Origin of the sequence: Vallitalea longa (assembly GCF_027923465.1) — a bacterium.
GTDB lineage: Bacteria > Bacillota > Clostridia > Lachnospirales > Vallitaleaceae > Vallitalea > Vallitalea longa.
The window spans coordinates 561,670-584,100 of sequence record NZ_BRLB01000001.1 but is presented as its reverse complement, the minus strand read 5'-3'; the positions used below and the strand labels follow the sequence as shown (position 1 = coordinate 584,100).

13 protein-coding genes and 1 riboswitch are annotated in these 22,431 nt (G+C 31.9%); of the genes, 9 read left to right on the top strand and 4 right to left on the bottom strand.

Annotation, left to right across the window (positions count from 1 at the left end; genetic code table 11):
• Positions 1-57 precede the first annotated feature (57 nt).
• Positions 58-975 (bottom strand): helix-turn-helix domain-containing protein, encoded by a 918-nt coding sequence (locus QMG30_RS02500; protein WP_281811893.1) that lies wholly within the window; start codon positions 973-975, stop codon positions 58-60.
• Between the two features lie 318 nt (positions 976-1,293).
• On the opposite strand from QMG30_RS02500, the gene QMG30_RS02495 reads away from it, so the two are divergent.
• The 8 genes from QMG30_RS02495 (at position 1,294) to QMG30_RS02460 (ending at position 17,947) form a co-directional block, all read left to right on the top strand.
• Positions 1,294-2,517 (top strand): MFS transporter, encoded by a 1,224-nt coding sequence (locus QMG30_RS02495; RefSeq protein ID WP_281811891.1) that lies wholly within the window; start codon positions 1,294-1,296, stop codon positions 2,515-2,517.
• Positions 2,518-2,661: 144 nt separating this feature from the next.
• Positions 2,662-2,849, top strand: a riboswitch (cobalamin riboswitch).
• A gap of 154 nt (positions 2,850-3,003) precedes the next feature.
• The gene (locus tag QMG30_RS02490) at positions 3,004-7,032 is read left to right on the top strand and encodes a DUF4430 domain-containing protein (RefSeq protein ID WP_281811888.1); all 4,029 of its coding nucleotides are present in this window, start codon (positions 3,004-3,006) and stop codon (positions 7,030-7,032) included.
• A gap of 25 nt (positions 7,033-7,057) precedes the next feature.
• A complete protein-coding gene (locus QMG30_RS02485; RefSeq protein ID WP_281811886.1) occupies positions 7,058-10,144 on the top strand; it encodes an S-layer homology domain-containing protein in 3,087 nt (1,028 codons plus the stop codon).
• Between the two features lie 9 nt (positions 10,145-10,153).
• Entirely contained in the window at positions 10,154-11,224 is a 1,071-nt protein-coding gene (locus QMG30_RS02480) for a DUF4430 domain-containing protein (protein ID WP_281811884.1), read from the top strand.
• Complete coding sequence (locus QMG30_RS02475; RefSeq protein WP_281811882.1) at positions 11,205-12,095, top strand: energy-coupling factor transporter transmembrane component T; 891 nt, start codon at positions 11,205-11,207, stop codon at positions 12,093-12,095. Before QMG30_RS02480 ends, QMG30_RS02475 begins: the two co-directional genes overlap by 20 nt.
• Entirely contained in the window at positions 12,068-13,720 is a 1,653-nt protein-coding gene (locus QMG30_RS02470; protein ID WP_281811880.1) for an ABC transporter ATP-binding protein, read from the top strand. Before QMG30_RS02475 ends, QMG30_RS02470 begins: the two co-directional genes overlap by 28 nt.
• Positions 13,678-14,424, top strand: a complete 747-nt coding sequence (locus tag QMG30_RS02465) for an ECF transporter S component (protein ID WP_281811879.1) — start codon at positions 13,678-13,680, stop codon at positions 14,422-14,424. The genes QMG30_RS02470 and QMG30_RS02465 overlap by 43 nt, the downstream gene beginning before the upstream one ends.
• A 208-nt stretch (positions 14,425-14,632) precedes the next feature.
• Complete coding sequence (locus tag QMG30_RS02460; RefSeq protein WP_281811877.1) at positions 14,633-17,947, top strand: NPCBM/NEW2 domain-containing protein; 3,315 nt, start codon at positions 14,633-14,635, stop codon at positions 17,945-17,947.
• Between the two features lie 94 nt (positions 17,948-18,041).
• Here QMG30_RS02460 and QMG30_RS02455 read toward each other — a convergent pair whose 3' ends face one another.
• Both QMG30_RS02455 and QMG30_RS02450 read right to left on the bottom strand, forming a co-directional pair.
• Positions 18,042-19,322, bottom strand: coding sequence for a peptidoglycan-binding protein (locus tag QMG30_RS02455; protein ID WP_281811875.1), 1,281 nt, complete (start codon positions 19,320-19,322; stop codon positions 18,042-18,044).
• Between the two features lie 424 nt (positions 19,323-19,746).
• Entirely contained in the window at positions 19,747-20,259 is a 513-nt protein-coding gene (locus tag QMG30_RS02450; RefSeq protein WP_281811873.1) for a hypothetical protein, read from the bottom strand.
• Positions 20,260-20,525: 266 nt separating this feature from the next.
• On the opposite strand from QMG30_RS02450, the gene deoC reads away from it, so the two are divergent.
• Positions 20,526-21,176, top strand: a complete 651-nt coding sequence (gene deoC / locus QMG30_RS02445; protein WP_281811871.1) for a deoxyribose-phosphate aldolase — start codon at positions 20,526-20,528, stop codon at positions 21,174-21,176.
• 30 nt (positions 21,177-21,206) lie between these two features.
• On the opposite strand, the gene QMG30_RS02440 is transcribed toward deoC, so the two are convergent.
• Positions 21,207-22,304, bottom strand: a complete 1,098-nt coding sequence (locus tag QMG30_RS02440; RefSeq protein WP_281811869.1) for a pyridoxal phosphate-dependent aminotransferase — start codon at positions 22,302-22,304, stop codon at positions 21,207-21,209.
• Between the last annotated feature and the right edge of the window lie 127 nt (positions 22,305-22,431).

The following is a 22,431-nucleotide window of genomic DNA, read 5'->3' as shown; positions in this document are numbered from 1 at the left end:
TAGTTATTCTATAATTAGATAGCTATTATAGTTTTTTTGTATAGGGAGTTTCATATATTATAAAATATAGGGAGTAATATCTATGGAGCAGTTGTTTTGAGCAAAATGTATTAAGTACTTCATTAGTTTTTGGTTATTTAGATTTTTATAGTCATAGTAAGTCATGACAAAGTATTCCTTGCTATTTTTAATCTCATTACATTTAAATAGTATATAGGCTTTATTAAAATGTAAGATGCTCAGAACATTTAAATCCATGCAATCTATTATTGATAGTGCTTTATTTATCACATTAAGAGCATTTGTATGTTTATCCATAAGAATATATGTGTTAGCTAAAGTATTATACATTTTTACTTTCGACAAGTTGGAAAGACTTGATGAAATATTGCTATGTGTCAATAAATATTCTAATATCTCAATGCTATATTTATAGCCATTTATGAAATGAAATATAATAGCTAAACTATGATAAGAACGAATTTTATCAGAGGATAGTTTGTTTTTATGTAAAAACAATAATAAATCATCATTTTTTTTAAGGAATAAAGATTCTTTGATAAGGTCTATTGATTTATAATAATCGTGATTTATCTCCATTTCACATATTGATTTTAGATATAATATATACTGCTCGTTTTGCGGGGTTTGAAAATCGGTATGATGTTCCATTATAGTCAGTTGGTCGTTGAGACCAGTATAATCACATGAATTTATTAATAAACTTACTTTCTTTTTAGTTGATATCATAAAATCAGGATCATCATAGTCAGAAAATTTTAATAAATCTATTATGTCGTTACCTAGTATTTTAGACATTTCAACTATCATATTAGTTGATGGAGCTACTTTTCCTGTTTCGATTAGACTAATATATTTACGGCTACATTGTATAGTATCAGCTAATCTTTGTTGAGAGATATTATTAGAACGTCTTATTTCACTAAATTCTTTTCCAAATCTATACAAATTCATTATTTCACTCCTATATTGAGAAATATCATACTCTTTAATGTTTATGGGCTATGATGATATAATTAGACTACTAGATAATATATTAATTATAATTATTATATATCAGTAAAAATAATACTACAAGTAATAAAAACAATCTGCCAAGAAGCATTTTGCATGCAGCTGAATTATTATTGTAGATTATTGGCTTACTCCCATATAATATTGAAATGGGAAAGTTGAGTAATTAATATTTATTAGTGTAAAGCGAAAATAGAATATCCATAAATTGTAGTGTCAAATAATATAATATTTAGTAGTAATTATAGGAGGAGTTTTATGTCAACAAAAATAAATAAAAATGGTTTTAGATATCTAGTATTGGCTCAAATAATTTCTGATCTAGGAAATTGGTTTTACACAGCGGCTTTAAGTGCTATGGTATATATTATTACCCAGTCATCTTTAGCTTTGTCTTTTACATTAATTTTCAGTTTGCTTCCTTCTGCTATTTTTTCATTCGTGGGTGGAGGTATTAGTGATCGTTTTAATGCAAAAAAAACATTAATATTAATGGATGCAGTGAGAGCTGTTAGTATATTGTTTGTTTTGTTTTTTAAATCATCAGATACATTATATATTGTATATGTAGTTGCCTTCATGAATTCAATATGTGGTGCTTTACATACTATTTCTAAAAATGTCATCATTCAAAAGTTATTTAAAGGAGTTGAACTTAGAAAAGTTATTTCAAGACTTAGAATGTATTATGAACTTACTGTCATTTTCGGTTCTATGTGTGGTGGAATGATATTGGCTTACTTGGGTTTCTATACAGTAGTTATAGTTAATTCAGCTTCATTCGTAGTAGCTATGATATTCGTGCTATTGATCAGATATAATAATAAAACTTCTGTAGTTGTAGAAAAAGAGGAAAAAATTAGTTTTATAAATCTACAAAAAGAAGGATTTAAATATATATTTTCAAATGGTACATTAAAAGAAATCGCTTTGTATAAGATGTTTTATACTGTTGCAGGAGGAATACTTAATATCTTGCCAGCTATTATTGCTTTAGGCAGATTTAATTATGGAGAAGAGGGTACAGGATTCATATTTGCAAGCATTGGGGTAGGATCAATAATTGGAGCATGGCTTAATGGTATAATAAAAACAAAAGAATATAGTAATAAATATATGGCTTATGGTGCAATTGTTTTCGTATTTGGATTCATAATACTTATGTTAGCACCTAATTTCTATGTGGCTCTTGTTGCCACTGGTATTGTAGGGGGAGTTAGTATATTCTTACAAACTTATACAGAAGGTAGCTATATGGTTTTGGTGGACGAAGCATTTGTTGGTAGGGTAAGTGGCACATTTTTATTTATTACTTATGGAGGGATAACTATCTCTTTAGGTATATTGGGAGCTGTACTGAAAGAGCATTTTATGTTGACTTTGTTTATATGCATAATCATAATACTCATTCCTAATATATTGAATTTGTTGATAAAAGCATATAGTAGAAAAAATGATAAAGAGTATATATTCGAGAAATGATAGAATGAAATGAAATTCAGTTGTAGGTTAATTTAATTAACTAATTATTAGAATTTATTAATATTATAATGTTTTTTGTAATTTTTTATTATTAGTACTATAGGGTATTGAAATGATAATTATAGGCTGTTATAATTGAGTAACAATTGAAGATTGATATTTGGTCAGCTAATTAATTTTAGTTGTTAAAAGGGAAGCTAGTGAGATTCTAGCACAACACCCATTACTGTAAATGAATACAAGGCTTTTATAACCATTGAACCATAGGTTTGAGAAGGAGAAGCTAAGGTTAAGTCATGAGTCAGGAGACCTGCCAATTATCTTATTACAAACCTTTGGGATAGGAGGTTAATTGTAAAAGCTGTTAAAACTTTTATAATGCTTATAATAATGTGTTGATTATATAATTAAGCTATCTCATATGGAGATAGCTTTTTTTGATATCAATTATTATTAACTATCCAAATATAATTTTTGGAGGATAATATGAAAAGGATCAAAACAAAAGTATTACCAATTTTATTTTCAATCTTAATGATTGTATCATGCATTACACCTATATACGCACAGGAGAGGGGAACCCTTGATATTACACTAGCAAGTGTAGAAAATTTTGATAACAATCAAGATGCAATGTTTAACTTTAGTGTAGTAAATACAACTAATGAAACGTTACAAGCCAATTTGATTGTTGGACTTTACGAGAATAACACTAACAAAATGATTACATATAACTATGTTAATGATGAAATCAAGGCAAACAGTGATAAGAATTGGGGTACTTGTATACCAATTCCTGCTGATGGCGAATATAAAATCAAGGCTTTCGCATGGGATAATATGCATAATCCAGTTACTTTAAGTAACACTTTGATAGTTAACCAGCATCAAGAAGTTATAAGTATAGATGAAAAAGTTGATGAGGCCATTAAGCAAGCAGTCAAGTATCAATTGGATGCGGTAGGTGAACCAGGAGTTGCTACTATTGGAGGAGATTGGACAGTATTTTCTCTAGCAAGGTCAGGATTAGAAATACCAGAAAAGTATTATGAAACTTATTATGATAAAGTTGTAGGTAGAGTAAAAGAAGAAAGTATCAAAGATAAAAGAAGATGGGATGATAAAGTCACAGATGTTGAGAGAGTCTGCTTAGCCCTTTCTTCAATTGGAAAAAATCCAGCAAATGTAGATGGTATTAATTTACTAGACTATATATTTAATAAGGCTGAGAATTTCCCAGAGATAAAACCAGATGGAGAATTAGGACATAGACAAGGTGTCAATGAACTAAGTTTTGCATTATTGGCTATAGATGCGAAAGATTATAAAAGTGAAACTGGCATAACAAGAGAAAAGATAATAAATAGAATACTTAATGACTATCAAATCAAAGATGGAGGATTTGCATTAAGTGGTGATACATTAGATGTAGATACTACTGCAATGACTATTCAAGCTCTAGCACCTTATTATGATAGTAATGAAGATGTGAAAGCTGCTATAGATAAAGCTGTTGATAAATTATCTAAGCTACAGGGCAGTGATGGAAAATATGAAATCTCATTTGTTGGTAGTGAATTGACTAAACCATCAGAGACAATATCACAGATCATAGTTGCATTGACTTCACTTGGTATCAATCCTCATACTGATAGTAGATTCGTCAAAAATGATAATAGTTTAATAACTGCTTTACTTACATACATAGATTCTACTGGTGGATTTAAACATGTTCTTGACGAGAATGTTGATGGTATGGCTACTGATCAAGGACTATATGCATTAGTTGCTTATGATAGATTAGTAGAAGGCAAAAATACATTATACGATATGTCTGATGTCGATTTCAGTTCAGTAGGAACAGTTCAATTATCTATTGAAAAGAGAATAATAGGTAAAGGTGATACAGTAAGTCGAACATCCGTAGATTTATATGAAAAAGATAATGTATTTGATGTATTGAAAAGGCTTGTAGATGAAAAAGGCTTATCTATGAAGTGTACATATAATGATAAATACGGAAGTCGTTATATTGTATCAATAGATGGAGATGGAGAATTTGACCATGGTAATGGTTCAGGGTGGATGTATTATGTAAACGGTGAATTGCCTAACGTTGGTGTATCAGCGTATTTCCCTGAAGATGGAGATGTTATCAGATTAAGATATACTACGAATTGGGGTGCGTTGGAAGAACCTCTAGTAGATGTATTAAAACATAAAATCACAGAAGCAGAAAAATACTCTAAGGATGATTATACTGTTGGATCTTTCCAAGTGCTTGAAGATGCTATCAGTGATGCCAAGGTAATTACTGAAGATGACAGTTATAATAGTACCGAGGATTCAAAAGAATTAATAATAAGTGCCAAGATAGGTGAATTAAACAAAGCTATTGAAGGATTGGTAGAAGACAAAAATGATAAGCCTGTAGTTGCTCCTGATACTATTCCAGAGGATTTTGAAAATGACTTATGGCTTAATTCCAATTTCAGAATCATGGAAGTAGGAGATACATATGACTTAACAGCAAGACGTGTACCTGAAATAATTGATGATCCTATAAGTAACAGAGTAGCTCATCCTACATACCATTACAATGTTATAAAAGGTGATAGTGTAGAAATTGGTGCAACATCCGATAATGGAGTCAACAAAATAGAAGCTGTCAGCGTGGGAACTAGTGTTATTGAAGTTACATATGATGCGACTCACCAATATAATAGAGATTTCGGTGCTTGTTCTGACGTTAACAAAGCGTATATCGTTGTAGATGTAACAGATGGGGAAGATAAAGGTATAGATATAAAAACAAGTATAGACCAAAGGAACTATGACACTATATATTATGCTGAGGGAAATACAACTGATTATACTTTTGACGTAGATTTAACAGGTAGTAACGATGTAAAAGTATTATGTAATGACAATATAATAGAGCCAAATGATAATAAATATACTGTATCTCTTGAAAATAGAAGCAATATCATAGAGATAAACGCTACAAATGAAAATGGTACAGAAAAATTATTCTATGTTATAGATGCAAGAAAAATAGAAATAGATATAGAAAATATGTCAAGAGAAGATGAAACAATAAAAGCTGGAGATGAAGTAAAAGTAAGTTTCAGAGGAATAACACTTCCAGTTTATAAATTAGCTACAATCTATAATCCTACTTTCCCATCTCCATGGGGAAATGATGATTATACGAGAGTTAAATATGATAATGAAATTCTAGGCGAAGTTAAATCCAATGACAATGTTGGACAATATTCTTTAGCTACAGCAAATGGGATAAAGATAACATTCGATAAAGAAGGAGTCTACGATTTCACTGATGGACATATTGATGAATCTTGGTGGGGTTCTTCATTAGGTTCAGAAAGAGATATGACAGGTCCAGGAGAACCTAACCTCGGAGCTGATGTATGCAGTGATACTTTCTCCACATTACCTGATTTTTCAATAGTTGTGGAAGAGAATGATGATATATTGCCTACACAAATAGAACTAGATAAAAATGAATTATCTATAAGTACAGGTGATACTGAGAATCTCTATGCTACAATACTACCTGATGATGCTGTAGATAAAAGTATCATATGGGAATCAAGTGATGAAAAAATAGCTACAGTAGTAGATGGAGTAATCACTGGTATAAGTGAAGGGGAGGCAACTATAACTGTAAAAAGCAATGTAGATAATGATATTACAGCTACTTGCCAAGTAACAGTAAAAGATACAGGCAAGAAAACAGATAAGACTAAATTGACACAATTGATAGATGAAGCAGAGAAACTTGATAAAACATCATATACAGAAAAGAGCTATAATGGTCTATTGACTGTATTGGATACTGCTAAAGATGCAGTTGATAAAGAAGATATCACTCAAGACGAAATAGATGATATCAGATTGCAATTACAATCGGCAATAGATGATTTAGAGAAAGAAGAAGACCAAGAACAAGGTACAGGACAAGACCCTATATCCGGTATTGAAATAACAGAAAAACAATTAGATCAAAATGATTATGATGTATTTTATTACCTAGCTGATGAAACTTATGTTATTGATGGACAAGAAGTAACTTTTGTAGATGGTGATACAATCAGTTATGGTGCTGAAGAAGTTGGATTAAGGAATAAAGAGCTAAGTTATAGCATTGATAAAGGTGATGATGACATCATCTCTGCAGGAGAAGAGATCGTAATCAGATTCAATGGTCTATCAACACCAATAGGATCAGTAGCAGGTCAATGGAATTCTACTTATGCTGGAAAATTGATGATAACATATAATACAGATGTAGAAGGCTTGGAAGTAGTACAATCTGAAAATGGAAATACAGATGAACTTAAAGTTTTAGTTCCAGAGGGTTTTGTTGGAGAGATAGGATTAACTGATGGTTCTATATACGAAGCAGCCAATGAATGGAGTCCAGGAATAGATGGAATAGGTACAAGTGGTAATTTTGGTTCTTTACCTGATATACAATTAATAGTGGAATAGATAAAATATAATGGAGGAAAGTATAATGAAAAAGCTATTATCGCTTTTACTGGTAGTATTCATGATGTTGTCATCTGCAACAGCATTTGCACAAGATTCTCCTCAAGTCATAAGAGATAATCAAACAGGAGAAATCACTATTACTGGTAAGGCCAATCCTAATGAAAATGTTAATGTTGTTATACAAAAAGAGAATAAAAGATACTATATCGATTCAACATCAGCAGATAATGATGGGAACTACAGTTTTAATACTGTAGTCCCAGTTGATAAAGATTATGATGCTGTAGTGACTATAGATGGAAACAGACAAGACTTCCAAATCAGTAAGAATGACGATGGAAATGATTCAGAGATTACAATACCATCTCTACCAGAAGGACAAGATGAAATCAAGCAGGTAGGGAACAACGGTGAAGAGATAACAGTTACAAAAGATCAAGTTGACATAAAAATTCCTGATGTGGAAAAAGAATTCAAGGTTAATGTTACCGCTAATGATAAAGCTGTTAAATTGAATATTGGAAATAGCACTAAAGCTAATGTCAAAGTAAATCTTTCCAATGTACATAATCAATTGCCTAGAATTGAAGCTCAGAATAATGATTCTGCTTTAGTAATCAAAGAAAATACCAGTATTGACAAGAACAGTGGTGCAGATATTGATTTGCTAAGGAATCTTGTACTAGACCAAAACAGAAAGAAAAGCATAATAGATAAGATTGAAGGTTCTAATATTATAAACAGCAATAAAAAAGTTGATGAATTAGAACAATCAATTATGGTAGGTTCAGAACAATCAATAGTATTTTCTGATTATGTGGAAATAACTTTCAAAGGTCAGGCTGGAAAAGAAGCAGTATATATTCAAGATGATATCATACATAATATCAATAGATACAGCAGTGATGCATCTGGGTTAGCTTCTAAGAAAGATGAATTCGCATATGACCGTAACGGTGATTTAGTAGTCAAGACAAAGCACTTTACAGATTTTATAGTATTTTCTACAAAAGATAAAGGTAATAACGATGATGATAATAGTGGTAATAGTGGTTCCAATCCGTCTACACCAAGCCATAAATACATCACCCTTTCAGTTGATAAATTGACAATCAATAAAGGGTACGTTATATCATCAACCAGGTTTGAATTTAATAATGGAGAATCTGTTTGGGATGTTCTTAAGGATGAATTGGATTCAAGGAATATTTCTTATGATTATGAAGAACCTTCCGAAAATAAATACAAAAGTGTATATATAAAATCTATTGATGGTGACGGTCAATTTGATCATGGAACTGGTAGCGGTTGGATGTATTGTGTCAACGGTAAGTACCCTAATTATGGTGTTGACAAATACAAGTTACATAATGGTGATAGAGTAAAAATAAGATATACCACCAATCTAGGAAAAGATCTCAATGCAGGTAATTGGGATGATTCTAATGATGATGACCATGATAGCCATAAATCTAATAATAGTAAACCTGATAAAAATAATACACCAAAGGAATCTTCTGATAACGAAGGTAGCAATAAAGATGAAGTAAAAGAAGATCAGACTAAAGATAATTCACTATATCTAGATCAAGAAAGTATATCTGATTGGGCAAAAGATGCAGTAGAGCAAGCATCTGAATTGAAATTTATCAATGGCTATAACAATAAATTCAATCCCAAGGATAATATATCAAGAGCACAATTTACCAAATTGATAGCACTTCTACTTGACTTGGATTTACATGGAACAGACACTATTGAATTTACAGATATTAGTAAAGATACTTGGTACAGATCATATGTCAATGCTGCATATAATGAGGATATCATAAAAGGATACGGTTCTCTATTTAAGCCAGATGATAATATAACAAGAGAGCAAATGGCCAGTATCATAGTTCGTGCCTTGAAGTTAAAGGAAAGAACGAGTGGTAGTATAATAAAAGATATTGATAATGTATCTGATTGGGCTATAAAAGATGTTGAGACTGCTTATAGTCATAAGCTCATCAATGGTTATGGAGGTAATTTCAACCCTAAGGAATATGTCACTAGAGAAATGGCAGCAGTAATTATAATAAGAGCTTATGAACTCAAGGGTAATTTAAAAGAAGAAGATCTGGATATTAATAAATTAGATGATAATATACAACAGGCTCTAGATGAAACTACCAATTATATACTTGAAAATGTAAAAGAGCCTATTGTTGGTTCAGTAGGTGGTGAATGGGCGGTTCTTGGTCTAGCAAGAAGAAATGCAGATGTTCCTAAAGATTATTATGATAATTACTATAAGAAAGTAGCAAAGAAAGTTAAAGAACAACAAACAAAAACTTCAAGAAGATGGTCCACCAAAGTAACTGATACCCAAAGAGTAGCTATCGCTCTTACTGCTATAGGTAAGAATCCATCAGATGTAGAAGATATAGATCTTATAGATTATACATGGAACAAAGGTAAAAACATGCCTAGTCTCTCTGAGGAACACCAAATACTTGGTAATAGACAGGGACTTAATGAATTGATATATGGATTGATTACAATAGATCTGAATAATAGTAAAATGCCGGAAGATGCATCTATAAGCAGAGAAGAAATCATTAAAAGAATAATAGATGTATATGAAACAGATGAAGGTGGATTTAATCTTAGACAAGATTCTGAAACTGCTGATGCGGATTTAACAGGAATGACAATCCAAGCACTTGCACCTTATTATGAAAAGGATGGATATGAGAATGTAACAAAAGCTATTGATAGAGCACTTAAGACTCTATCCAATATCCAAGATGAGAAAGGTGGATTTGCAAGTGAATTCGCTAGTTTTTCTGGTGAAGCAGAAGCAACTGTGGAAAGTACCGTACAAGTTATTGTAGCACTATGCTCATTAGACATTAATCCAACAACTGATGATAGATTCATAAAAAACGGTAATGATCCAATAACTAACTTGATGACATACTATAATCAAGGAGGAGGATTCAAACATCTAGTTGATGGAGAAGTCAACCAGATGGCTACTGAACAAGGATATTATGCTCTAGTGGCATATGAGAGATTCGTCAATAATCAAAGCTCGTTATATGATATGAGTGATGTGAATAAGTAGGGATACGGTATGAAGAAGAAAATAGTTAGTCTTAGTGTAGTAATAATAATCTTAACAATCAGCTGGTTTATGGGAAGTAAACCAGCTGTACCTGTTGATGATAAAAATACAATAAATAATGAAAAGCAAGTAAATAAAGATGATTCAGATATAGATATAGAAATTGTTGATAACATAGATAAAAATGTTGAGAAGCAGGAACAAAATAAAGATTTAAATAATATTAACGATAAAGATAATAATATAGAAAATCAGCAAATTGCAAAAAGTGAAGAATCAAACATTGAAAATCAAGAGGATATTTCTGAACTTGATAATGCTGATGATACCAATGAAACAGATAATGAAAATAATGAAGTCAGTGGGAGTCAGATAGATGAAACACCAAAGATAACTGATGATGATATAAAACAAGAAAGTGTACAGCCAGAAGAAAAACAGCATGTACCAGACATAGAACAAAAAGATAAACCGACAAATGATACAGAACCAACTGATGATGTAGAAAAGGTTTCTAAGGAATCAACTATAAATGATGATACGGATTCTGTTCCAACAGAAACTAAAGATAATGAACAAGATGAATATCTAACTGATCCTGTACCAGAAGGCAAACCACAACCTTTAGAACCACAAGAGGCAGATGTAAATGAATCAAAATCTTTTGAATTGGAGTTAGCCGTCAGATGTGATATTCTTCTTAGCAATATGAATTTACTTGATAAAAATAAGTTGGAACTTGTTCCACAGGACGGAATGATTTTTGCAACCAAAAAAGTTACAGCATATGAAGGAGAAAGTGTATTTGATGTACTACTAAGAGAAATGAAAAATGCTAAGATACATATGGAATTCGTCAAAACACCTATGTACAATAGTGCATATATAGAAGGAATAAACAATATCTATGAATTCGATGCTGGTGATTTGAGTGGTTGGATGTACAAAGTTAACGATTGGTTTCCTAATTATGGTTGTTCCAGATATCAGGTGAAAGAAAATGATAAGATAGAGTGGATATATACATGTGATTTAGGTAGAGATATAGGAGGAGATGTGAGTGGCGGATCATTTCAGTAGATATCATCCTGTTGTCAATTTTGCATATTTTATATTGGTAATAGGATTCAGCATGTTTTTTCTACATCCAGTATATATGATTATATCTATAAGTGGTGCATTCATATATTCAATCATCCTAAAAGGGGAAAAAGGGTTCAGATTCAATATAATGTTCATGTTACCAATGTTGATTATTGTAGCATGCATCAATCCATTATTCAATCATGAGGGAGCAACAATACTATTTTATCTGAAAAACGGTAATCCCTTCACACTAGAGAGTGTAATATATGGAGTGGTATCCAGTACTATGCTAATAACCGTAATAATGTGGTTTTCTTGTTATAACTGTATAATGACTTCAGATAAATTCATATATCTATTTGGTAGGATCATACCATCATTATCATTAATATTATCGATGGTATTTAGATTTGTGCCTTTATACAAGAAGAAGATAGTTACTATTTCTAATGCACAGAAATGTATTGGAAATGATGTGACTGATGGTAATGTGATAAGAAGGGCCAAGAATGGAATCAAGATTCTATCAATAATGATTACATGGGCATTGGAAAGCGGTATAGAAACTGCAGATAGCATGAAGGCAAGAGGGTATGGTCTAAATAAGAGAACAGCTTATTCCAATTATGACTTTATGACTAGAGATATAATAGCTGTAACTATAATCATAAGCTTAGGGTTATTCATAATAGTATGTTCAATTCTTGATATTACTGATGTGAGATATTTCCCAACCATAAGATTTGCTGGGTTTTCAACAATTAACATATTTAGTTATATAGGGTATTTCATATTATGCTATACACCTGTTTTTATAACCATATGGGAGGAATTGAAATGGAAATATTTAATATCAAGAATTTAGACTTCACCTATCCTTTACAGAAGAAGAAAGCGATAGATAATATCAATCTGAATATAAAAAAGGGAGAGTTCTTAACTATATGTGGGAAATCAGGATGTGGGAAGACAACCTTGATTAAACATCTGAAAACTGTTCTTACTCCCAATGGTAATAAAAAAGGGACTATATCATTCTATAATAAGAACATTGAAGAAATGGACTTAGAAGATCAAGCTCAGAAGATAGGATATGTATTACAGAATCCCGAACAACAGATAGTTACAGATAAAGTGTGGCATGAATTGGCCTTCGGATTAGAAAGCCTAAGTTACAGTAAATATAAAATAAGACTGAAAGTAGCAGAGATGGCAAGTTACTTTGGCATACAGAACTGGTTCCATAAATCAGTGACGGAACTTTCAGGTGGGCAAAAGCAACTTCTCAATCTGGCCAGTATCATGGCTATGAGTCCTGAAGTACTTATACTTGATGAGCCTACTGCACAACTTGACCCTATAGGAGCTGTAGATTTCTTGGAGACAATAAAGAAAATCAATAGGGATTTTGGCACTACGATTATAATTACAGAACATAGACTTGAAGAGATTTTCCCTATTACAGATAGGGTTATTGTAATGGATTCAGGAAGAATAATAGCCGATGATTCACCTAGAGAAGTCTGTAAGATATTAAAAGATTCCAACCATGAAATGTTTACTGCCATGCCTTCTCCTATTAGGATATTTGGAGAAATTGACAATAATCTAACGCCTTTAACTATACGTGAGGGTCGTAATATCATTGAAGATTATTTTAATGACAAACCAATATATTATAAAGATATTCCCATAGAAAAAGAGGACAAGAAGAAAAAAGAAGCTATTAAGGTTAAAGAAGTCAATTTTAGATATGAGAGAAAAGGTAAGGACATACTTAATAATCTTAACCTAACTGTGTATGAAGGAGAACTATATGCAATAGTTGGAGGAAACGGTACTGGTAAGACAACTACCCTATCAGTTCTTAGCGGTATCAGAAAACCCTATTGTGGTAAAGTTAAGATATCAGGTAAAAGATGCGTAACTCTACCTCAAAATCCAGAGTGCCTTTTTGTGAAAAAAACCGTTTATGAGGATTTGATAGACATTATTCATGATAAAAAGCTAAGTAATGAGTCCGTAGAGCGAAGAATCAATGAAATAAGTGAATTAGTACATGTAAAAGATTTTCTGGATAGCCATCCATACGATTTGAGTGGGGGAGAACAGCAGAGAGTTGCATTAGGAAAAGTTCTTCTACTGAATCCTGATATATTATTATTGGATGAACCTACTAAAGGATTGGATGCACATTTTAAGATAGAATTCGCTCGAATCCTAAGTAAGTTGAAATCCACAGGAGTGACAATAGTGATGGTATCTCATGATATAGAATTTTGTGCTGATTATGCAGACAGATGTGGTTTATTCTTTGATGGAAGCATCGTTACGGAAAATACCACCAATAGATTTTTTAGTGGTAACAGCTTTTATACCACAAGTAGTAACCGTATGACAAGATGTGTGTTTGATAATGCAGTAACTGTAAAGGATGTTGTAGAATTATGGAAGAAAAATATGGAACAACCCAAAAGTCAAATAAGTTGACCAAAAGGACAATAGTTTCAAGTATCATCATATTGATATTGATACCAATAACTATTTTGTTTGGAGTTTTTGTATTGGATGATAGGAAATATGTCTTCATCAGCATACTTATCATATTATATACCATGATACCTTTCCTTATGGTTTTTGAGGGAAGAAAGCCTCAAGCTAGGGAAATAGTGATAATAGCAGTATTGTCAGCTATCGCTGTAGCAGGAAGAGGAGCTTTTTTTATGATTCCTCAATTCAAACCAGTAGTAGCTATAGTGATTATATCAGGTGTATGCTTCGGCGGTGAAGCAGGTTTTCTTGTAGGAGCCGTTTCAGGATTCGTTTCTAATTTCTTCTTTGGACAAGGTCCTTGGACAGTATGGCAGATGTTCTGCTTTGGCATCATAGGTTTCTTGGCAGGAATATTGTTTAGAAAAGGAATCCTTAGGAGAAACAAGATAAAGCTATTGCTATATGGTCTTTTATCTACTTTTTTCATATATGGTGGAATAATAGATATTGGTTCTATGATGATGGCAACGGGAAAATTTGATTTCAGAGTATTATTAACCTATTATGCTACAGGTTTTTGGTTCAATGTAATCCATGCTGCATCCACTGTATTCTTTTTATTTATACTCTCTGATACCATGATAGAAAAATTGGAACGTATCAAGATAAAATATGGACTTATAGAGTCTGGAAATAACTAGTAGAAAGTAAGGTTCATTAACCATAATAAGTTTTTGGTAAATTATAGTAGATTTTGGTAAATATTCAGTACCCAATATTAATTATTTAGGGTTTCATAATCTTTTCTATATTTTTATAATTAAAATAAGTGTAATAAGCTTATATAAATCACCTATAAGAAGTGTAAGCTTATTATATAAAAAATGAAGAAGATATGGAGGAGTTTGTATGGGTAACAAAAGCATTAACAGATTGATTTCATTATTATGTGTGGTCATACTTTTTGGTGTAACTGCATTAAATTATTTTGACACAGATGCATCAGCTAATACTTCAATTAGTTTCTATGTATCACCAGATGGAAATGACAACAATTCAGGTACACAGCAAGATCCTTTTGGTACGTTAGAAGGAGCAAGAAATGCTATTCGTGCTCTAAAAAGCACCTCTTCATTACCAGCAGGAGGAGTAACTGTTTATCTAAGAGAAGGTACTTATAATAGGGACAGTTCATTCGAACTTACTGCTGAAGATTCAGGAACAGAAGATTCTCCGATAACTTACAAAGCATATAATGGTGAAGATGTAAAGATAATGGGTGGACATGATATTGACACTAGTGCTTTTACAGAAGTTACAGATCAAACGATTCTTGATAGACTTCCAAGTGAGTCAAGGGATAAGGTTTTACAAGTTGATTTAAGTTCATTAGGGATTACTGAATATGGTGAGATAACAAAAGCTGGATTCGGATGGGAAAAATTGCCACCAGCTCCAGAACTGTTCGTAGATAATAAAACCATGACATTGGCTAGATATCCTAATGAAGGTTATATGTCTACAGGAAGTATTTCTACTCAAGGTTTTATTCCTAGAAATCATGTGGATGATAAACCTACAGATCCTGGATATGTTGCACCAGAGAATTACATAAACCAACAAGGACCTATTTTTTCTTATTCTGATACTCGTTTTTCAAGATGGTCGGATGAAGATGAAATATGGTTATTCGGATATTGGAAATGGGATTGGGCTGATGATAATCTTAAGGTTAAGAATCTCAATACAAGTACTAAAAGGATAGAAGCAGAACATCCTAGTTTCTATGGTATTGAAAGCAATAAACGTTTTTATGCTTATAATTTATTATCAGAAATGGATATGCCAGGTGAATGGTATCTAGATAGAACCAATGGAAAGATGTATATATATCCTGAGGGTAATATATTGGAAAGTAAAGTACAATTATCAATACTTGATACACCATTATTCAAGTTGGATGGTGCTTCATATATTAATATAGAAGGATTTACATTCGAATTGTCCAGAAGTGATGGAGTCATGATGCTTAATGCATCTGATAATCTAGTGGCTTCCTGTACATTCAGAAGACTTGGACAAAGAGCAGTCGTAATAGGAAACCCTGGAGGTTTACACCATGCAGATATCGATCCTGCCACAGTTCCAGAGGGTGGAACTAACAACGGTATTGTAGGCTGTGAAATCTATGAAACAGGAGCAGGTGGAGTTTTTGTTGCTGGAGGAGATAGAGTAACACTTACTGCTGGTAACAATTACGTAGAAAATAATCATTTCAATGATTTCGCTAGAATAATAAGAACATATACACCAGCCATAACATTAAAAGGTGTTGCTAACAGAGCAAGTCATAATCTTATTCACAATGCACCTCATTTTGCAATAGACTTCTATGGTAATGACCATGTTATTGAGAATAATGAATTATATAACGTAGTATATGAAACTAGTGATGCGGGTGCTATATATACTGGACGTGACTGGACATACAGAGGAAATATCATAAGAGATAACTATATACATAATATACCATCAATAGGTGGTCTAGGATCTCATGGTATCTATTTAGATGATGCAATGAGTAGTGCAGAAATTACAGGTAATGTATTTTATGATATCAGCAGTAAAGCATTTTTGATTGGTGGAGGAAGAGATAATATTGTTGACAATAATATCATGATTGATTGTGGACAATCTGTATTTATTGATGATAGATTACTTAATTGGGCTTCCGCCGCAGCTCAAGCACCAGATGGAACTAATTATAAAAGATTGATGAACATGCCATATCAGCAAGAGCCATGGAGTAGTAAATATCCTAAGTTAGTTGACATATGGTCAGATAATGCTGCATATCCAAAAGGCAATGTAGTAACTGATAATGTAATCTACAAAAGTGGTTCAATGAGTATAGTATCCAAAGCATCACAATATGGTACTATCAATAATAATATAACTTTCAGTTCAAGTGATAATCCAGGTTTTGTTGATGAAAATAGCAATAACTTTAATCTTAGATCTGATTCAGCGATATATGACCAATTACCTGATTTTCAACCTATAGATTTTGATAATATGGGATTGAAGGTAGATGCTTACAGAACTGAATTAAATTCAGCTATTGGAGAATTTGAAAGTGTATCACCAGCAAATAATGACAATGTAGATAGTACAAGTGCTGAGTTGGTTTGGACAACATCAGAAGGAGCTGATTACTATATAGTAACAGTAGCAAAAGATTCAAGTTTTGATAATATCGTTATCGATTCTAGAGTTGAAAATACAAGTAAAACAATAGGAGGATTAGATTCTGATACTACATATTATTGGAAAGTAGAAGCTGGATCAGACGCTTATTGTTTAAGAGATGAAAAGAAAGTAAATAGTAACGGAGTTTCACAATTCACTACAGGTGAAAGTTCAGGAGTAACATACCTAAGTGATATGAATTATTCATCTTGGAGTGGCTATCAAGAGCCATTAAAAGACTTGGATAGAGATGGTGATTCATTAAATATCAATGGAAAAACTTATTCCAAAGGTTTAGGAACACATGCTAATTCTACAATAATATATGACTTGAATGGTGATTATACCAGATTTTTGAGTGATATTGGTGTGGATGATGATGTTAATGATAAGGGTACTATAATATTCAAAGTATATACTGACGGAATATTGAAATATGATAGTGGTCTTATGACAGGTGCAGATGAAGCCAAGAGCATAAGTATAGATGTCACAGGCTGTAATGAATTGAAATTAGAAGTAACAGATTCAGGTGATAATATTGATTATGACCATGCTAATTGGGCGCATGCTAGACTAGAGGGTCAAAATTCAAATTCAGGTCAACCTATATTAATTGAAGCGGAAGATTATACTAATATGAGTGGTATCATCAATGGTGGAAATAAAATCGGTGGGTGTGATAACGGAGATTGGGTCAGCTATAGTAATATTGATCTTGGTACAGGTTATAGCACTATGACAGCAAGAGTAGGAGTACCTGATTCATATGCTGGTTCTAGAGCAGAGGTAAGATTAGACAGCACTACAGGAACATTAGTTGGAACTTTTACCATTGAAGCTACAGGAGCATTTGATTCATTCCAAGAACAGTCAATCAATTTATCAGATGCTAATGGTATACATGATATTTACATTGTTTTCAACGACCATTATGGTGTAGGTGATTTCGATTGGTTCAAGTTTAGTAATTAGGTCTTGGTATCAACCATAGTAAATTAACATTTTCCGGCTATAATTATATAGGCTATAGATATACTGAAAAAAACAGTATATTTATAGCCCTTTTTTAAACTAACTCAGCCAATCTGGTAACTGCTACATAGATATCGGATATCTTATACCAAGTGGGATAATCAACTATACCGTTTGGTGGAAGTAGAAAAGTTTGTTGAAATACTTCCACAGCTTCTTTGGTTTGAGGTCCGAAGACACCGTCAACTTTTTGCTTAGGTATTGCTGGATAATTATTGGATATGGCATTCAATTGACGTTGGATGACCCTGACAGGTTCTCCAGTTGAACCCTCTTGCAAGTTGAAGCCAGGAAATGATGAAGGGATTCCACTTACTTTTTCTGCTGTATTGATGAACATATCTTGACCGTAGAAATAACGAAGTATCTGTATTGGACTTTCACCAAGGTCGCCTCTGTATTTGCTTCCCCACTGAGTCATCCAGTTTTCACATTGAACTTGGACACCGTCACAATATTGTGTAAGTATTGGTTGCCTTACTCCTGGTCTTGAGAGATAGTTGACAAATAATTGGTCAACTATATCTGATATGTTTCGGTATACATTTCTACCATATATAAATTTATGGTCATATGCTGTAGATGATGTGATATTGAAGTTCTTACCTTTGGCACGATACCATTCAGTGTATATCCTATTCAACGTAAAGGAAAGTATTGCTAATATATTGGCTTGTATAGTACTTTCAGGCCAAGTGGAATATATCTCTGAAGATGCTACATTCTTAATATAGCTTGTGAATGGAAGAAAATAATTAGGTGCACTGGTATCGTCAGGAGTACCATCATGTACAATTATCGTACTTGGGACAACTGGTTTTTCTAGAACGATGAAGCTATTTTCAACATCTTCTTTAACTTCACTCTCTGGTATTTTTGGTGGATATTCAGCATATAGTGTGTGTGGACCTATAGTTAATGTTTCTTGCTGTTGACTCCTGATTGCTGAAGTTTCTACAGAAGGTATCATGTTTACATTCTGTAAAGCCAATTCTGTTGGCAATATCTGACATCCTTCAATATTTACAGTTTCGAATTCAGGTGCTGATATTTCAATATTATATTCGGAATATGGTTTTGGATTATTAGGTTCTAAGCTATATTCGACAGGGGGAGCTTCTAAGTCTATGGTAAGTGTTCTACCAACATTATTGGTAGTCAATTCTTCAACGATTTCATTACCCGGAGTAGTTTTTCTTATTGTCACTTTAGCGGATTCGATAGGTTTGAATCCTACTTGTGTAACTGTATTAACTGACAACATACCAAAGGATTGAGTAGATGTTTCTGCTGGATAAATAATTTTTCTGTTCATAATTCTCCTCATTTTTTAGTCATAATTTTACTTAATTACAGTATATGAGAAGACAAGTTCATTTGATTAAAAAAGAATAAAAAAAGAGAATACTACTTGAAGTAGTATTCTTATGTGGGGGAGAACATATTGTAAACAAGGATACTAAGTAACCTATCACAACCAATCTATGACTAGCCTTTATATAAAGACCAGAATTAAGGTTGCTATGACCCATATATAAAGGCTAATTTATTATCCATAAAAAAGCTTCCATAAAATGAATCGTTATTCGGTATCCCTGTAATAATAAGTATATCCAAATATGAGTTTTTAATTCAACAAAATCATAAATTTTTATAGACATTCTAAAAAAATAATAAGACCACTTTGTTGATTGTACGTTCAACAAGTGGTCTTATATTACACGTTTTTTTGACAGTGACTATTGTTCAAATTTAATGTTAAGGTCATCAAATATTGCGCCTTTTAATTCTTCGTATTTATAAGGTTCATAGTTCTTATCGTGATATCTACTTTCCAACCAATTTTTAATAATCTTTATATCCTTTAAAATATTATTAAAATCTTCTTTGTCTTCAATAGTACCTGTTTTAATTTGCTCCAGTCTATATTGTTCTAAAATGTAAATATATCTTCTATATACTGCACTAACGGATATTCTATCAGCTTCAAATAAATACATAAAACTAATATCAGCAACTTCTAAACCATCTATTATATCTTGTATAGCAATAGAAGGATATTCAGATTGTAATATTTTATATCCATCAAATTCTTCAACAAGACTCAAACTAAGTAAATGATCAGTGACAATCGTTTCTTGTTTAATATTTTGACTATTATTAATAGCATTGAGTTTGTTATTATTTATTATTGCATATAACAAACATATTATTGTAAGTATAATACATGAATAGTAGCATATTTTTTTCATGAGAATTATCACTACTCCCCGACTAATTAGTATTTAATGTTCTTTACTGGTTAATATATGATTTGTATTAAAGTTGCAACTATAAGCAAATACATATATAATATATATTATATATGTATTTGCTTGTTATTTCAATATATAATATTGACTAGAATAGCTTATAAAGGTAAACTATAATTATGAATTACTCAAAGAAGTATATTAAGAAAAAGTAAATTTGAGTGGATTTTATTTAAATCAATAATAGTTTATAGGAGGGAAAGATTATGAATATAGCTAGTTACATAGACCATACAATACTTAAACCTGACGCTACTAGAGAACAAGTCATAAAAATATGTGAAGAAGCGAAAGAATACAAATTCGCTTCCGTATGTGTTAATTCATATAGAACAGGGTTGGTAAAAGAAAATCTAGAGGGTACAGATGTAAAAGTGTGTACTGTCGTGGGATTTCCACTTGGAGCAGTTCCAAAAGAAGTAAAGGTTTGTGAGACAGATTTAGCCATAAAACATGGAGCCCAAGAGATTGATATGGTAATCAATATTGGAGCATTGAAAGATAAAGATTATGATTATGTTTATGAAGATATAAAAAGTGTTGTAGATGCTTGTGACAAAAAAGCGATAGTTAAGGTTATAATAGAAACTTGTCTATTATCAGATGATGAAAAAGTGAAGGCTTGTGAATTATCAGTAAAAGCAGGAGCGGATTTTGTTAAGACATCAACAGGATTCAGTAAAGGTGGAGCCACAGTTGAAGATGTCTCACTTATGAAGGAAACTGTTGCAGGTAAGGCGAAAGTAAAAGCTTCTGGCGGAGTAAGAGATTATGCTAAAGCAAAAGCTGTAATTGATGCAGGAGCAGATAGAGTTGGAGCCAGTGCAGGAATAGCTATTGTTGAAGGTTCAAAATAAAATAAGGACAAGCATTGCTTGTCCTTTTGTCTATTTAAATATCTTGGATAATTCATCTAGTAGTAAGTTGTTTTGATCTTTTTTCATGAAACAGAAACGGAAGAAACGATTATCAAGGAATCTGAATGTTGATGCGTCTCTTATCATCATATTTTTTTTGATCAATATCTCGAATAATTCATGAGAGTTGATATTATCTGTTAATATCTTGATCAATATGAAATTAGCTGTTGGTGAAAATACTTTTATGTCATTGAAATCTTTTAATATATCGTATATTCTGTTACGTTCATTATCTATAAATTGCTTAGTTTCAGCAATATACTCTGTATCATCGAACATGACTTCTCCAGCAAAACTTGCTAAAGAATTTATCGTCCAAGGATTTTTTAGATCATTTATTTTCTTCATTATCTCTTGATTACCACATATACCATAACCCAATCTAAGACCTGGAGATGCATAGAATTTGGAAACACCTCTAGTGATGAATAGGTTGTCATAACTCTCGGTTAATCCTACAGAAGTTATCTTTTCCATTTCATTAGTGAATTCGATATATGTTTCATCTATCATCACATATATATTTTTCTCTTTACAGTATTCTAATATGGTTTTAATGTCTTTGTTATCAATAGATGTAGATGTCGGGTTATTGGGATTACAGATAACCAGTAGATCCGTATCATCAGTTAAATTGGTTTTTAAGTCCTCAATATCTAATTTGAAATCTAATTCTTCTCTTAGAGGATAATATTCAGTAGAGCCTCCACCAATAGTTATTTCTCTTTCATATTCAGAATATGTAGGACCAACTATAATTGCTTTATCTGGTTTAATTATATTAATAAAAATTGAAATGAGTTCAGTTGAACCATTGCCAACAATTATACTTTCATAATTAACACCAATATATTTAGATAATTGTTTTCTGAGTTTTGTATATTCTCTGTCAGGATACATGCCTATTACGTTGACATTTTTAGATAGTAATTCCAGTAGATTTTTGGAAACTCCAAGTGGATTGACATTACCACTGAAATTGATTATATCATATTTATTTATATTATATATTGCCTCTACCTTCTCTAGATCACTACCATGAAAATGACTCTTATCGTTTAACACTTAATCACTTCCTTTACAACTACATTATACTGGTTAAGATTAAAAATGCAAGTCATTTTCACTATTTGTTGAAGTATTAAAAAATATAATAAAATAATCATGTTCAAGTATGAAAACAATTATTTAC